Source organism: Deinococcus aerolatus, assembly GCF_014647055.1.
Classification (GTDB): Bacteria; Deinococcota; Deinococci; order Deinococcales; family Deinococcaceae; genus Deinococcus; species Deinococcus aerolatus.
The window spans coordinates 233,219-246,767 of record NZ_BMOL01000002.1; the positions used below are offsets into that span (position 1 = coordinate 233,219).

15 protein-coding genes are annotated in these 13,549 nt (G+C 67.8%); 8 read left to right on the forward strand and 7 right to left on the reverse strand.

All coding sequences use genetic code 11. The features are described from left to right. Positions 1–23 precede the first annotated feature (23 nt). From IEY31_RS03995 to IEY31_RS04005, 3 genes are all read left to right on the forward strand, one after another. Positions 24–1,193, forward strand: a complete 1,170-nt coding sequence (locus tag IEY31_RS03995; RefSeq protein WP_188969240.1) for a phosphoglycerate kinase — start codon at positions 24–26, stop codon at positions 1,191–1,193. Beyond that, positions 1,190–1,927: a triose-phosphate isomerase gene (gene tpiA / locus IEY31_RS04000; RefSeq protein ID WP_188969242.1), complete on the forward strand. Its 738-nt coding sequence runs from the start codon at positions 1,190–1,192 to the stop codon at positions 1,925–1,927. Before IEY31_RS03995 ends, tpiA begins: the two co-directional genes overlap by 4 nt. A gap of 78 nt (positions 1,928–2,005) precedes the next feature. Next, entirely contained in the window at positions 2,006–2,740 is a 735-nt protein-coding gene (locus tag IEY31_RS04005) for a zinc dependent phospholipase C family protein (protein ID WP_188969244.1), read from the forward strand. A 72-nt stretch (positions 2,741–2,812) separates the two neighbouring features. On the opposite strand, the gene pepF is transcribed toward IEY31_RS04005, so the two are convergent. The 6 genes from pepF to IEY31_RS18900 all read right to left on the reverse strand — a co-directional run bounded on the left by pepF (position 2,813) and on the right by IEY31_RS18900 (position 6,960). Then, entirely contained in the window at positions 2,813–4,633 is a 1,821-nt protein-coding gene (gene pepF, locus IEY31_RS04010) for an oligoendopeptidase F (protein ID WP_188969246.1), read from the reverse strand. Between the two features lie 66 nt (positions 4,634–4,699). After that, a complete protein-coding gene (lysX, locus tag IEY31_RS04015) occupies positions 4,700–5,590 on the reverse strand; it encodes a lysine biosynthesis protein LysX (protein WP_188969248.1) in 891 nt (296 codons plus the stop codon). Positions 5,591–5,666: 76 nt separating this feature from the next. Then, positions 5,667–5,840 carry a lysine biosynthesis protein LysW gene (gene lysW, locus IEY31_RS04020; protein ID WP_188969250.1) on the reverse strand — a complete coding sequence of 58 codons (174 nt, stop codon included), beginning with the start codon at positions 5,838–5,840 and terminating at the stop codon, positions 5,667–5,669. A gap of 34 nt (positions 5,841–5,874) precedes the next feature. Continuing rightward, positions 5,875–6,246 (reverse strand): hypothetical protein, encoded by a 372-nt coding sequence (locus IEY31_RS04025; RefSeq protein ID WP_188969252.1) that lies wholly within the window; start codon positions 6,244–6,246, stop codon positions 5,875–5,877. A gap of 5 nt (positions 6,247–6,251) precedes the next feature. Then, positions 6,252–6,758: a LeuD/DmdB family oxidoreductase small subunit gene (locus IEY31_RS04030; RefSeq protein ID WP_188969254.1), complete on the reverse strand. Its 507-nt coding sequence runs from the start codon at positions 6,756–6,758 to the stop codon at positions 6,252–6,254. Positions 6,759–6,834: 76 nt separating this feature from the next. Then, positions 6,835–6,960 carry a hypothetical protein gene (locus tag IEY31_RS18900; protein WP_268238918.1) on the reverse strand — a complete coding sequence of 42 codons (126 nt, stop codon included), beginning with the start codon at positions 6,958–6,960 and terminating at the stop codon, positions 6,835–6,837. A gap of 309 nt (positions 6,961–7,269) precedes the next feature. Between IEY31_RS18900 and IEY31_RS04035 the strand changes: the two genes are divergently transcribed. From IEY31_RS04035 to IEY31_RS04055, 5 genes are read left to right on the forward strand one after another with little or no spacing between them, the layout of a single operon-like run. Next, entirely contained in the window at positions 7,270–9,540 is a 2,271-nt protein-coding gene (locus IEY31_RS04035; protein ID WP_229723303.1) for a heavy metal translocating P-type ATPase, read from the forward strand. A 3-nt stretch (positions 9,541–9,543) separates the two neighbouring features. Further along, on the forward strand, positions 9,544–9,792 hold the full coding sequence (locus IEY31_RS04040; protein ID WP_188969256.1) for a glutaredoxin family protein: 249 nt from the start codon (positions 9,544–9,546) through the stop codon (positions 9,790–9,792). A 35-nt stretch (positions 9,793–9,827) separates the two neighbouring features. Continuing rightward, a complete protein-coding gene (locus tag IEY31_RS04045) occupies positions 9,828–10,205 on the forward strand; it encodes an ArsR/SmtB family transcription factor (RefSeq protein ID WP_229723304.1) in 378 nt (125 codons plus the stop codon). Next, positions 10,192–10,647 carry a hypothetical protein gene (locus IEY31_RS04050; RefSeq protein ID WP_229723305.1) on the forward strand — a complete coding sequence of 152 codons (456 nt, stop codon included), beginning with the start codon at positions 10,192–10,194 and terminating at the stop codon, positions 10,645–10,647. The genes IEY31_RS04045 and IEY31_RS04050 overlap by 14 nt, the downstream gene beginning before the upstream one ends. Before the next feature lie 40 nt (positions 10,648–10,687). Beyond that, positions 10,688–12,544 (forward strand): ABC transporter ATP-binding protein, encoded by a 1,857-nt coding sequence (locus IEY31_RS04055; protein ID WP_188969258.1) that lies wholly within the window; start codon positions 10,688–10,690, stop codon positions 12,542–12,544. Here IEY31_RS04055 and IEY31_RS04060 read toward each other — a convergent pair. Further along, positions 12,528–13,457 carry an alpha/beta fold hydrolase gene (locus IEY31_RS04060; protein WP_229723306.1) on the reverse strand — a complete coding sequence of 310 codons (930 nt, stop codon included), beginning with the start codon at positions 13,455–13,457 and terminating at the stop codon, positions 12,528–12,530. The genes IEY31_RS04055 and IEY31_RS04060 overlap by 17 nt on opposite strands. Between the last annotated feature and the right edge of the window lie 92 nt (positions 13,458–13,549).

A 13,549-nucleotide genomic window follows, 5' to 3' on the forward strand; every position in this document is an offset into this window, starting at 1 on the left:
CTTTTTTACCGACAGGAGAAACGATGAAAAACCTCGATCAACTCGACGTGAGCGGCAAGCGCGTGCTGGTTCGCGTGGATTACAACGTGCCGGTCAAGGACGGCGTGGTGCAGGACGACACCCGCGTGACCGCCAGCCTGCCCACCATTAATAAGCTGCTGGAGATGGGCGCGGCCTCAGTGGTACTGATGAGCCATTTCGGGCGGCCCAAGAACGGGCCGGAGGCGAAATACAGCCTGAAACCCGTGGCGGACGTACTGTCTAGAACACTTGGGCAGGACGTGACCTTTATCGACAGCCTGCCGTCCAGCGACGAGACGCTGGTGGCGGTGCGGAATCTGGGCGCGGGAGGCGTGGCCCTGCTGGAAAACGTGCGCTTTGAGGCCGGCGAGGAGAAAAACGATACCTCGCTGAATGCCCGGCTGGCCCGACTGGGCGACGCCTTCGTGCTGGACGCCTTCGGCAGCGCCCACCGGGCGCACTCGTCGGTCAGCGGCGTGGCGGCCGAGTTGCCGCACGCGGCGGGCCTGCTGCTTCAGCGCGAGGTGGACGCGCTGGGCCAGTTGCTGCACGATCCGGCGCGGCCCTACGTGGTGATCATCGGTGGGGCAAAGGTCAGCGACAAGATCAAGGTCATCGAGAATCTGCTGCCCCGCGTGGACCGCATGTTGATCGGCGGCGGCATGGCCTACACCTTCATCAAGTCGCGGGGCGGCCAGATTGGGGCCAGCATTCACGAGGATGACCAGCTGGGTCTGGCCGCCCGCCTGCTGGCCGAATTCGGCGACAAGCTGATGCTGCCCAGCGACGTGATTGCCGCTGACGCCTTCAGCGCGGACGCGAACACCAAAGTCTTGCCAAGTGACCAGATTCCCGACGGCTGGCAGGGGCTGGATGCCGGACCGGACACGGTGAAGGCCTACACGGAGGCGCTGCAGGGCGCAAAGACCGTGTTCTGGAACGGGCCGCTGGGCGTCTTCGAGTTCGAGGCCTTCGCGGGCGGCACGAACGCGATTGCCGCCACCGTGGGCAACCTGGGTGACGCCTACACCGTCATCGGCGGCGGCGACAGCGTGAGTGCCATTAACAGGAGCGGGCAGGCCGACAAGGTCTCGCACATCAGCACCGGCGGCGGCGCGAGCCTGGAACTGCTGGAAGGCCAGGCGTTGCCGGGCGTGGAGGCGATGGCATGAGCACTCAGAACCTGCTGGCCCTGAACTGGAAGATGAACAAGACCCCCGCCGAGGCCAGGGGCTGGGCCGAGGAACTGCGTGAGCGACTGGAGCCCGGCGAGGCCGAGCTGGCGGTCATGGCCCCGTCCATTGCGCTGCCGTCACTGGCCGCGCACCTGCCGCCCGGCGTGGCGCTGGGGGCGCAGGACGTCTCGGCCCACGAGTCCGGCGCGTACACCGGCGAGATCAGCGCCGCCATGCTGGTGGACGTGGGCGCGAAGTACGTGGTGGTGGGCCACAGCGAGCGCCGCGAGTACCACCACGAATCCGACGCCGATGTGGCCGCAAAAGCCCGGCAGGCGCAGGCCAACGGGCTGATTCCGATTGTCTGCGTGGGCGAGGGCCTGGACGTGCGCGAGAAGGGCGAGCAGGTGGCCTACACGCTGGGGCAACTGGAGGGCAGCCTGTCGGGCGTCGGGCCGGACGTGGTGGTGGCCTACGAGCCGGTGTGGGCCATCGGCACGGGCAGGACCGCCACGGCCGACGACGCCGAGGAACTGGCCGCCGCCATCCGGGACGCACTGACCGAGAGGTTCGGTGGTGACGCCGACGGCATTCGCATCCTGTACGGCGGCAGCGTCAAGCCGGACAACATTGCCAGCATCTGCGGCAAGCCCAACGTGAACGGCGCGCTGGTGGGTGGCGCGAGCCTGAAGGTGCCGGACGTGATCGGCATGAACGACGCGTTGAAGTAGATCGCAGACACCCAAACTCCCCCACCCGGCAACGGAATGGGGGCGTTTTCGCGTTGTGGCTCGTCCTACACTCCGGTCATGGGCACCTGGATCAGCCATTTCCGTATTGCCGAGCGCCTGCTCGAGCACCTTCCCGACCTCGACGCCGAGGCATTCATCCTGGGCAACGTCGCACCCGACTCCGGGCGTCCAAATGCGGACTGGACGGCGTTTGACCCGCCCAAGACCGAGACTCATTTCCTCCGGCCAGGAGAGGACGAGGGCCGCATCCGGGACCTGCAATTTTACCGCGACTTCGTGCGCCCGACTCTGCTGGAGGACCGGCAGGCCGCCAGCTTTGTGGTGGGCTATTTCACGCATCTGGTCTCTGACAACCTGTGGATGCATCTGATCGGCCAGCCCTGCGAAGACATGTTTGCGGCGGAGTTCAGCGCGAACCGCGCCGCCACCTGGAACCGCGTGAAGGACGACTGGTACGGCCTGGACCACAAATACCTGCGCGATGTGCCGGACAACGTGTTCTCACAGGTGGTGATGGGCGCAGCGAATCCCTCCTCTCCCCTCACCTTCCTGCCCACAGAGGCGCTGGCCGACCGGCTGGACGACCTGCGGGTCTTTTACGGGCAGCCCGGAGACCTCACCCTGGATCGTCCGTACCCCTACCTCAGCGAGGCCAGCATGAACCAGGCCGTGCAGGACAGCGCGCAGATCATCGCGGAGCTGCTGGCTCGCCTGACGGCCGGCGACATTCCAGACACGGCAGAGGTGTCGCTGCACCTTCTCAGGTTGCCAGCGCCCTACGTGCTGCCGTGACGACAGGAGGGGGACCCGGTGACTATGGGTCCCCCTCCGTCACGCCTGTGTGTCAGGGCGCGGCCGCCAGGGTCAGACCTTGCCAAGCAGCTCCTCCAGCCGGTCCACATAGCCTGCCAGGGTACGGAATGTCGCCTCCACCGGCTCCGGGCTGAGCATGTCCACGCCCGCTTGCTTCAGCGCGTCGATTGGATCGAGGCTGCCACCGGATTTCAGGAAGCGCAGGTAATTCTCGCGGGCGGCGGCCTCGTCCTGGCCGAACTGCTCCAGCAGCTGGTGCGCCGCGCTGATGCCGGTGGCGTACTGGTAGGCGTAGAAATTGGCGTACAGGTGGGTGGAAAACTGCGCCCACAGGATGCCGCTGCGCTCGCGGTCCATGGTCACGCCGTCGCCGTAGCCCTGCGAGAGCAGATCGGCCGTCAGCTCGTTCAGGTCCGGGGCGCTCAGGGTGCCGCCCGCCTCAATGCGGCGGTAGCACTCCAGCTCGAAGGCGGCCAGCGTGGGCATGATGAAGAAGTAGCGGTGGAAGTTGCCCAGCGCCTCCTCGATGATGGCGACCTCCAGCTGCGTGTCCCCGGCGGCGCGGGCCTGTTCCAGCAGGTGCTTGCGGACCATGGCCTGATTGAAATTGCTGGCGACTTCGGCGTGAAACAGCGTGTAGCGCGGCACCGAATACGGGTGTTCGCGCATGGAGAGCAGGGAGTGCATCGAGTGGCCGATCTCGTGGGCCAGGGTGCTGTAGCTGCCCAGCGTGCCGTTCCAGGTCATGAAGATGAATGGCTTGACCCGCCCGCCACCGTTGCTGTACGCGCCCTGGCGTTTGCCGTCGTTCTCGGCGTAGTCGGTCCAGCGGTCCTCAGTCAGGCCGAAGCGCAGGTCCCGGACGTACTCCTCGCCCAGCGGGGCCATGCCGGCGGCGATCCAGTCCACCGCCTGCGCGTACTCCACCTTGCGGGGCGGCACCAGCGACGCCTTGACGTCGTACTCGCGCAGTTCCTTCAGGCCCAGCCAGTCGCGGCGCACGCGCCAGTAGCGGTGCCAGATGGGGGTGTTGGCGCGGTAGGTCGAGAGCAGCGTGGTCACCACCTCGGTGGGAATGCGGTCCGGGGCCAGCGAGGCGGTGATGGCATCGGGGTAATGGCGGGCGCGGGCCAGAAAGACGCTCTGGCGCACGTTGGTGACGTACATGGCGGCCTGTGAGTGGCGGGCCGCCAGGTGGGCGTCGACGTAGTTCTCCCAGGCCTCGCGCCGCACCTCGCGGTCCGGGCCGCTGACCAGGCTGTCCACGTTGCCCTGCGTGACCTTGACACCCCCGGCCGTGCCGAAGCGCAGGTCCATGTTGGCCAGCGCCGGGTGAATGCCGCGCTCCGAGGCGAAGGGCGAGGCCACCGCGCCCAGCAGTTCCTCGACCTCGGCGCTGCGGACGTGGGGGCGGTTGCGGAGAATGCGCTGCAGCCGCACGCGCTGATCGGCGAAATCCGGACGCTGCAGCCATTCGTTGACCGTGCCCTCGTCCTGCGCCAGCAGTTCCGGGCGGAAGAACGCCGACACGCTGCCGTACCGCGCGGCGATGCTGCTCGCGCGGTCACGGCGGGCGGCGGCCACCGCGTCGTGACCATCCACGCTCGCGCTCATGCTGGCGTAGGAGAAGAAGCGGGCCAGACGCAGTTCCACGTTGTCGGCTGCCTGCAGATAGGCCAGCAGGGCCTCGGGGCTGGTCAGGCCTCCGGCGTAGGCGGCCAGCGCGTCGATGGCCCCCGGCAGCGCCTCGGCCTCGGCCTCCCAGGCTTCAGGGGTAGCAAACAGCGCCTCAATGTCCCAGGTCTGCTCCCGGGGCACGTCGGCGCGGGTGGGAAGGCTGCGGGGCGGTCCGGCGGAATGAACTGTGGTCATGACCCCGAGGCTAGAGCATTCGGGACCGGAAAGTCAGCAGAAAGGCGGGGCCGGGCCCTGAGAAGCTCAGGCCGACGGCGCCCCAGTCGGCTGGGCCAGCAGCCCAATGGCGTACTCCGCCATTCTGCGCGGGATGTCCACGCCGGTGGTCGACACGCTGTTCTTGAACTCCATGGTGTGGTTGATCTCGATGACCAGCAGGCCGCCCCACTCGTTCCGGGACTGCGGGTCTTCCACCAGATCAATGGCCACGATCCGGCCGTCCACGGCGGCGGCGGCCCGCACCGCCAGATCACGGAGTTCGGGGGTGACCTCGCAGTTGCTGGCCTTTGCGCCGCGCGCCGTGTTGGTGATCCAGTGGTCCGAGGTGCGGTAGATCGCGCCGATGCACTCGCCGCCGATGACAAAGGCGCGGATATCGCGCTCCGGCTTGCGGATCAGCTCCTGCACGTAGAAAATGCCGTGCTGTGGACCGCCTAGAACCGCCTTGTGCTCGATCACGGCCTCCGCGGCGTCGCGGTCATTGAGTCGGCTGACCATGCGCCCCCACGAGCCCACAGTGGGCTTGAGGACCAGCGGGTAGCCCAGGGCCTCGATCTGCTGCAGCGCGGCGTCACCGTCAAACGAGACGCCGGTGCGCGGGGTGGGCAACCCGGCGGCGTACAGGCGGGCATTGGTGGCCAGTTTGTCGCCGCACAGCTCGATGACGTGGCCGGGGTTGATCACCTGCACGCCAAAACCCTCCAGCGCACGGGTCACGGCGTGCCCACGCGTCTGGCTGACGCAGCGTTCGATGGCCACCTTCCACGGCACGGCCGCCGCCCCTGCCTCGTCGAAGGTCAGTTTTAGGTGCGGAACGTACACCTTGTCGTAGGGCGTGCCCAGGGCGTCCAGCGCCTCGAACAGCATCTTCTCGTCGGGACGGATACGGTCATACAGAACGGCAAGCTCGGCCATGGCAGAAACAGGGAAAAGCCCTCGGCGTCGGGCGGCCAGTGCGGTGTCGCACTGGCCACCCGACGCCGCAGGAGGCTTACTCTCCCCAGTCCTCCGCTTCCTGCGGGGCGGCGGCCAGACGCGGGGGGTCCACCGAGACCACCTCGTACTCCACGCCGGTTTCGTCGTCGATCACCAGTTCACCGAGTTCAGGGTTGCTCAACTCAATGGCTGCACCGGTATCAGGATTTTCAAATTGAATGGTAGTCATATTTTCTCCTCTCGATTGATAGGTTAATTGGATTCTAACTATTCGATTGATATTGTCTAGACAGATCGGCGCCATCCGACTCTTCCTCGAACTCCAGCTCAATGCGGGCATGGCAGTGCGGGCAGGGCACCACACTCACCTCACTGCCGTCAGCGGCCTCCACGGTGGGCGCAGTGGCCAGCAGTTCCTCGGTGACCTCAAACTCCTCGCCGCAACTGGGGCAGGTGGTCAGGATGCCCAGCAGCTCCAGCTCAAAATCGTCGCCGCCGCCGCTGCGGGTCACTTCCATCTCCGCGTTACACGAGTCGCACACGATCACGTCGCCCGGCTGCAATTCGGCGCGGTCCTGATCGCTCAGTTCCAGCACCTCGGCGCAAATGGGGCATTCAATTTCCAGCGTTGCCATGATTTTCAGTCTACGGGGTCTGGGCGTTCACCGGGGAAACGGCCATGTTTCTTGAAGAAGGCCAGGATGCTGCCCTCTGCCAGGGCCTCGCGCAGAAACTCGGGTGGGGGCGGAAGCTGCACGGTGCCGCGCGGGTGGGTCAACACGCCGGTCTCGACGTTCAGCGTGACCGTCTCGCCGTCCTCCAGCACACCGGTCAGGTCTGCCTCGAAGGCCGAAATACCCAGGTTCAGCAGGTTGCGGTAGTGGATGCGCGCAAAACTGGGGGCGACGATGGCCCCGATCTGCAGCTTCTTGAGGGCCTGCGGGGCGTATTCGCGGCTGCTGCCCAGGCCCCAGTTGCGCCCGCCGATCAGCACGTCGCCGGGCCGGACCTGCGCCGCGAATTCCGGACGGGTGTAGTGGAAGGCGAAACTCTGAAATACGTCCTCGCCGGCCATGAACGGCGCGAACTTGCCGGGCAGGATGTCATCGGTGTTCACGCTGTCGCCAAATTTCCACACGCGGGGCATGCGGGCAGTATCGCGCCTGAGCAGGCAGCCGGGGGCCACAGGTCTAAGTGTCTGTTCAGGCGGCTGCGGCGCGGGCCTACGGTTCTTTCCACTCGATGACCGGGCGGCGCCGCAGGAAGAACTGGAACTGAGAACCCAGCAGGACGACGTTGAACAGCACCGCCGAGGGCACGCGGCCCGAGAGATCGGAGACCTTGGCCACTGGGGTGTAGGCGTGATCAGCAGCACCGCCGCGAGGGCCAGCACCAGCAGGGCGTACTTGTTGGTGCGGTAGAACGCCTGACACGTACCACCGCGCGACAGATAAATGCGTCCGCTGGTCAGGTCCGTCCACAGGCCGTCCACGCCCAGGGCCAGGGTGATGTGGGTTCCAACGGAAAAGGCGAAGGCCCGCTCCCGGCGCGACGGGAATCACGCCGATGGACCGGAGGTAATTGGCGTCGGGCATGGCCCAGAGCCTCTCACCGAACCGGCACTGCCATGATATCTGAGCAACTGTTCATATATACTGATGTCCATGGATTCCACCCCCCCCACGTCCGGTGCCGCGCCCCTGCTGTATTTCGTGGACGGCATGGACTGCGCGAGTTGCGTGCAGAAGGTTGAGCAGATGGTGGGCCGCCTGCCCGGCACCGCCGGGGTCAGGACCAGTTTCACCCGGCAGACGCTGCGACTGGAACTGGACGAGGCGCAGACCCCACGCGCCACGCTGGAGAAGAATCTGCTGGCGCTAGGGTACACGCCGGCGCTGCAGGAAACGGCGCAGTCGGCGCACGCAAGCGCGGCAGCCGGTCACCACGATCACGGCGGCAGTCACGGCGCGGAAGGACATCACCATGCCGGGCACGTCCACGAGGTGCTGCCCGCTGGAACGCCGTGGTACCGGGGGCGGCAGGGCAAACTGGTGATCTTCTCGGGGGTGCTGCTGGCGCTGGCGTGGGCCCTGAGCTTCGTCGCGCCCCAGTTCGCGGTGTACGGCTACGTCGCGGCCACGGTGCTGGGCGTGTGGCCGCTGGCGCGGCAGGCGTACGCCAGCGCGCGGCTGGGCGATCCCTTCTCGATCAACATGCTGGTCTCGCTGGCCGCCGTGGGCGCCGTGCTGATCGGGCAGGCGGCCGAGGGCGCGGTGGTGGTGTTCTTCTTCGCCATCGGGGAACTGCTCGAGGGCGTGGCGGCAGGCCGGGCGCGGGCGGGCATTCAGGCGCTGGCGGCGCTGGCCCCCAAGACAGCGCTGCTGGTGGAAGGCAGCGGCACCTGCGAGGTGCCGGCTGACTCGCTACAGATCGGGCAGACCGTGCAGGTGCGCCCTGGCGGACGCGTTCCAGCCGACGGCACCATCCTGACCGGCACGTCCAGCCTGGACGACAGCCCGGTGACGGGCGAGAGCATGCCCGTGACCAAGACGGTGGGCGATCCCGTGTTCGCAGGCAGCATCAACACCGACGGCGCGCTGACCATAGGGGTGGACCGCGAGGCCAGCGACAACACCATTGCCCGCATCATTCATCTGGTGGAGGAAGCCGAGGGCAGCAAGGCGGCCACGGCGCGTTTTATTGACCGCTTCAGCCGGTACTACACACCGGGCGTGGTGCTGGTCTCCGCTCTGGTGGCCCTGGTGCCGCCGCTGCTGCTGGCGGCGGAGTGGTATCCGTGGCTGTACAGGGGCATCACGCTGCTGCTGATCGGCTGCCCGTGTGCGCTGGTGCTGAGCGTGCCAGCGGCCATCACCAGCGGCATCAGCGCGGGCACGCGGCGCGGCCTGCTGATCAAGGGCGGCGCGACGCTGGAAACGATCGGCACGGTCAAGACGGTGGCCTTCGACAAGACCGGCACGCTGACCGAGGGCAGGCCGCGCGTGACCGACGTGCTGGGCATGGACGTGACCGAGGGCGAGGTCTTGCGGCTGGCCGCCGCCGTGGAAGCGGGCAGCGCCCACCCTCTGGCGCAGGCGATCACGAAGGAGGCCGCCGCAAAGAACGTCCGCGTGCCTGTATCGCACGACGCCAGGGCCATCGCCGGGAAGGGCGTCAGCGCGACGGTGGAGGGGCGCGGCCTGTTCATCAGCTCTCCGCAGCACGCGGCCAGCACCCTGAACGTGACCCCTGACCTCCTGACCAGACTGACCGCGCTGGAGCAGCAGGGCAAGACGGCGGTGGTGCTGCACAGCGCGGACGCGGTGCTGGGCGCCCTGGCGATCCGAGACGAGGCGCGCGAGGACGCCCGCGAGGCCATCACCCGCCTGAAGGCCATGGGCGTCCATAGCGTGATGCTGACCGGCGACAACGCCCGCACGGGCCAGGCCATCGCCGCCGGGCTGGGGCTGGACGTGCAGGCCGGGCTGCTGCCCGAGGACAAGCTCCGCCTTATTTCCGAACTGAAGAAAAACGGCGGCGTGGCCATGGTGGGCGACGGCATCAACGACGCTCCCGCGCTGGCGCAGGCGGACGTGGGCATCGCGATGGGAGGCGGCACCGACGTGGCGCTGGAAACGGCCGACGCGGCGCTGCTGCGCGAGCGGGTGGGCGACGTGGCCGATCTGGTGCAACTGTCCCGCGACACCATGACCAACATCAGGTGGAACATCGGCTTCGCGCTGGGCCTCAAGGCTATCTTTCTGGTCACCACGCTGCTGGGCTACACCAACCTGTGGATGGCAATCCTGGCCGACACCGGAGCCACCGCAATCGTGACCGCCAACGCGCTGAGGCTGCTGGGCTGGAAGGGGCACGGCGTCCGGCTGGCCCGCGCGCCGCGTGAACTTCATGCACCGGGAAGCGTGTAGGCCGTGCCGGACATCACCGTCTACACCGTTCCCGGCTGCGCCGATTGCGAGGCGGTCAAGCAGCTGATGAACAGCAAGGGGGCCGCCTTTACCGAGAAGAACGTGCGGGAGGACGCGGCGGCCCTGGCCGAGATGCAGGTGCGGGCGGGCGTGCGAATCGCGCCTGTAACGGTTATCGGTGGTCAGGTGTTTTCTGGGTATTTCAATGACCAGCGGCCCGGCATTCTGGCGGCGCTGGCGGGGAACCCGTGAGCACCCTGTCCGGCACGGGGGGCTACACTGAGCAAATGAGAACGGATTCTCAACAGGGCAGGATGCAGGAGGACGTCTGCGAGGTGAACTGCGTTCATCCCGAGGCGGTGGCCCAGGCACGGGCCACCCTGCCGGGAGGACGGGACGTGGACACGGCCAGCGCCTTCCTGAAGCTGGTGGGCGATCCCACCCGGCTGAAGATCCTGAGCGCCCTGAACACCCGCGAGCTGTGCGTCTGTGATCTGGCGGCGGTGGTGAACCTGTCCGAGAGTGCCGTCAGCCACCAGCTGCGGCTGCTGCGGGACGGACGCGTGGTGGCCTTTCGTAGAGCGGGCCGCGTGGCGTACTACCGCCTGCTGGACCACCACGTCACCATGCTGATCGAGGGCGCCCTGGAACATGCGCGGGAATAGACCGGCGGGCAGCACAGGCCGCTGGCTGCGGCTGGGTGCGGTGCTGGCGGCGCTGGCCGTGCTGGGCCTGTTCGCCGGCGTGTGGCTGACGCGGGAGGCGGGGGCCAGGGGGCCGCTGTACTGCGTGGGGCAGGCCGGAACCGTCTGGAACGGCGTGGCCCCGCTACCCCCCGGATTTCAGCCGGAATGCCCGCAGAGCAACAGCTACCGCGCCGAGGTGCAGTCGGGCCAGACGCGGGTGGAGCAGTACCGTGTGCCGGGCTGGCAGCCGCGTGCCCTGCTTCCGGCGATGAAGGCGGGCGGGTACCTCCAGATCACCGACGAGCCGATCGGGCCGGGCAACTACGCGGCGTTCCTGGGACGGGCGGGTGTGCCGGAAGTCCAGTACCTGGCGAATCAGGAGGGGAACTCCACGCTGATCACCCTGAGCGGACGGCCCTGATCACGGTGCTGCGCCGCCAGATGCGGCAGACTCGGCGCGAATGACCGGCGCCGCCCAGAAAAAGACAGCCCAGAACGAGAATGTGGCCCTCTCCCACCGGCTGCGGGACCTTGCCTCCACGCTGGGGCTGGTGTGGCGGGCCAGCCCCCGGCACAGCGTCACCTATGCGGCGGCGACCCTCCTGGCCAGCGCCCTGCCTGCCGCCAACCTGTACGTGGGCAAGCTGCTGCTGGATGAGGTGGCGCGGGCGGCGGGCGGCGGCGTGACCTACGCGGCCCTGCTGACCCTGCTGGCGGTTCAGGTGGCGCTGGGCGTGTTCGGCAGCCTGCTGAGCACGGTGGGTACGGCCTCGCAGCAGCTGCTGGGCGACAGCCTGCAGCACAGCGTCAGCCGCCGGATTCTGGACAAGGCCTCGGGCCTGTCGGTCGAGGCCTTCGAGAACGCCGAGACGTATGACCGGCTGCAACAGGCGTACCGCGAGGTGGGTTCGCGGCCACTGGGCGTGGCGACGCAACTGGTGGGGCTGGCCGGGGCCGCCGTGACGCTGATCTCGGTGGGGGCGCTGATGGCCCGGCTGGGCGTGTGGGTGCTGCCGCTGGTGCTGCTGGCCAGCGTGCCGGGGGTGATGGTCAGCAACCGCTTCGGCATCGAGGGCTACCGTATGCTGCGCCGCCAGACCCACGACGCCCGCGTGCAGAACTATCTGGGCAGCCTGCTCACCTCCGACACGCTGGTCAAGGAGGTGCGCCTCTTCGGCTTCGAGAACCACCTGCTGGGGCGCTGGCGCGAGTACTACCTGGGCTTCCGCAAGACGCTGGAGGATCTGGTGCGCCGCCGCTCGGCGTGGGGATTCTCGGCGGCGCTGGCCTCGGCCCTTCTGATTGGTCTGGCCAGCGCACTGATCCTTCGGCGGGCGGCGGACGGACAGATCAGCGTGGGCGACTTTTCCATCTTCGTGCTGGGCATCGCGCAGGTGCAGGCCACGGTCAGCAACCTGCTGAACGGCGTCAGCGGCATTTACCAGAACCTGCTGTACATGCGTAACCTCTTTGACTTTCTGGAGTTGCCCAGCCGCGACCTGGACGCCGGGGAGAACTGGGCCGGGCCGATCGACACCATTGAGTTCCGAGACGTGGGCTTCCGCTACCCGCTCACCACGCGCGACGTGTTGCGCGGCGTGAATTTCACCGTGCGGCGTGGGCAGGCGCTGGCGCTGGTGGGCGAGAACGGCGCGGGCAAGACCACGCTGGTCAAGCTGCTGACCCGGCTGTTCGAACCCAGCAGCGGCACCATCCTGCTGAACGGCATGGACGCGGCCCGCTTCAGCCCGCGCAGCGTGCAGCGGCAGATGAGCATCATCTTTCAGGACTTCGGCCAGTACCAGATGAGCGCCCGCGAGAACGTCGCGCTGGCTGAGGTGGCGCGGCTCTCAGAGGAGGGCGGCGTGGAAGGTGCCGTGCAGCGGGCCGGGGCGGAGTTCGTGGACGAGCTGCCCGAGGGGCTGAACACGCCGCTGGGCCGGCTGTTTCAGGGCGGACGGCAGCTGTCGGGCGGGCAGTGGCAGCGGCTGGCGCTGGCGCGGCTGTACTTCCGGGACGCCTCGGTGCTGGTCTTCGACGAGCCGACGGCGGCGCTGGACGCCCGCGCCGAATCGGAAACGATTGAGGCCTTGCGGGCACAGACCACCGACCGCATCACGCTGCTGATCTCTCACCGCTTCTCCACCGTGCGGCTGGCCGATCAGATTGTGGTGCTGGACGGCGGCGTGATCGTCGAATCCGGCAGCCACGCGCAGCTGATGGCGAACGGCAGGCAGTACGCGGCGCTGTATAACTTGCAGGCCCGTGGGTACGGCGCCGCGGAGCCGGAGGCCGGAGCCGTCAACGACCCGGTTTGAGGTGGTTCTGCCGGGCCTCCTCCGCGCGCCACCCCTCAGCGATAACCGCCGCCTTGCCGGTCACCCAGGCCAGCGCGTCGCTGTTGGGATAGGAGATGGCGCTGTGGTCCTCGCGCGAGGAGATAAAGCGCTCAATACCAGTGTGCGTGCCGTCCAGCCGGACGTTGGGGGTGACCTCAAACAGGTAGTTGACCGGAAAACCGCCGCTGACGGTGGGCCGGGCCGGCAGACGCTTGCTCTGAACCTCCAGATTCAGCGCCACGCTGGGCCACACGATGTCCTTGACCCCCACCGTGCGCCCGGCCACCGTGAAGGCGTCGCAGGCCTGCAGCGGGGACGGCTCGTCGCCGTAGGCATCGGCCAACGCACGGATGCCGGCCCCAAAATCAGACTTCCAGGCTACGCAGAGGCCGTCCAGGTCAACCTGCAGGGCCACCGGCACGTGCGGGTTGACCCGCGACAGGTGGTGCAGCCACACCGAGCCCTGCGAGTGGCCCAGCAGGATCAGCCGGGGCGGGCGGGCCGCCTTCATCCAGGTTGCCGCCACGGCCGCAAAATCCAGGCGCAGCGCCTCGTACCCCCGCTGCGGTCCGCTGACGTAGCTGGAGGAAAACCGGGCGGCGGGGTTGCTGGCATAGCCGGCCACCTGCACGCGGTAGCCTGCCGCTGTAAACACATTGGCGAGGCGATCCAGCGTGCCGCGTGATTCCAGGTAATCCCAGTTGTCGCGCGGGGCCAGACAGGGCGGCCCGCAGCGACCGGACATGCTGAATATCACAACGTCCGGCGCCGGCCCCTGCAGGTTCAGCGCCGGGGTGCGGGCCGGACGAACCACGTACAGCGGCGTGCAGCCGGCCAGCGCCAGCACCCCCACGAAGGGGGCCAGCAGAAGGGTGGGCAGGCGGCGCGACACCTTTCAGTGTAAGGGCGCAGCGCAGCCAAACGCTGGACGGGGCTTATCTTTCAGGTCACACTCGGCGCGCTTGATTCACTCCCGGCGCACGG

Coding starts and splice junctions, on each gene's coding strand:
- IEY31_RS03995 (WP_188969240.1), top strand. CDS start 24: ATGAAAAACCTCGATCAACTCGACGTGAGCGGCAAGCGCGTGCTGGTT.
- tpiA (WP_188969242.1), top strand. CDS start 1,190: ATGAGCACTCAGAACCTGCTGGCCCTGAACTGGAAGATGAACAAGACC.
- IEY31_RS04005 (WP_188969244.1), top strand. CDS start 2,006: ATGGGCACCTGGATCAGCCATTTCCGTATTGCCGAGCGCCTGCTCGAG.
- pepF (WP_188969246.1), bottom strand. CDS start 4,633: ATGACCACAGTTCATTCCGCCGGACCGCCCCGCAGCCTTCCCACCCGC.
- lysX (WP_188969248.1), bottom strand. CDS start 5,590: ATGGCCGAGCTTGCCGTTCTGTATGACCGTATCCGTCCCGACGAGAAG.
- lysW (WP_188969250.1), bottom strand. CDS start 5,840: ATGACTACCATTCAATTTGAAAATCCTGATACCGGTGCAGCCATTGAG.
- IEY31_RS04025 (WP_188969252.1), bottom strand. CDS start 6,246: ATGGCAACGCTGGAAATTGAATGCCCCATTTGCGCCGAGGTGCTGGAA.
- IEY31_RS04030 (WP_188969254.1), bottom strand. CDS start 6,758: ATGCCCCGCGTGTGGAAATTTGGCGACAGCGTGAACACCGATGACATC.
- IEY31_RS04035 (WP_229723303.1), top strand. CDS start 7,270: ATGTCCATGGATTCCACCCCCCCCACGTCCGGTGCCGCGCCCCTGCTG.
- IEY31_RS04045 (WP_229723304.1), top strand. CDS start 9,828: ATGAGAACGGATTCTCAACAGGGCAGGATGCAGGAGGACGTCTGCGAG.
- IEY31_RS04050 (WP_229723305.1), top strand. CDS start 10,192: ATGCGCGGGAATAGACCGGCGGGCAGCACAGGCCGCTGGCTGCGGCTG.
- IEY31_RS04055 (WP_188969258.1), top strand. CDS start 10,688: ATGACCGGCGCCGCCCAGAAAAAGACAGCCCAGAACGAGAATGTGGCC.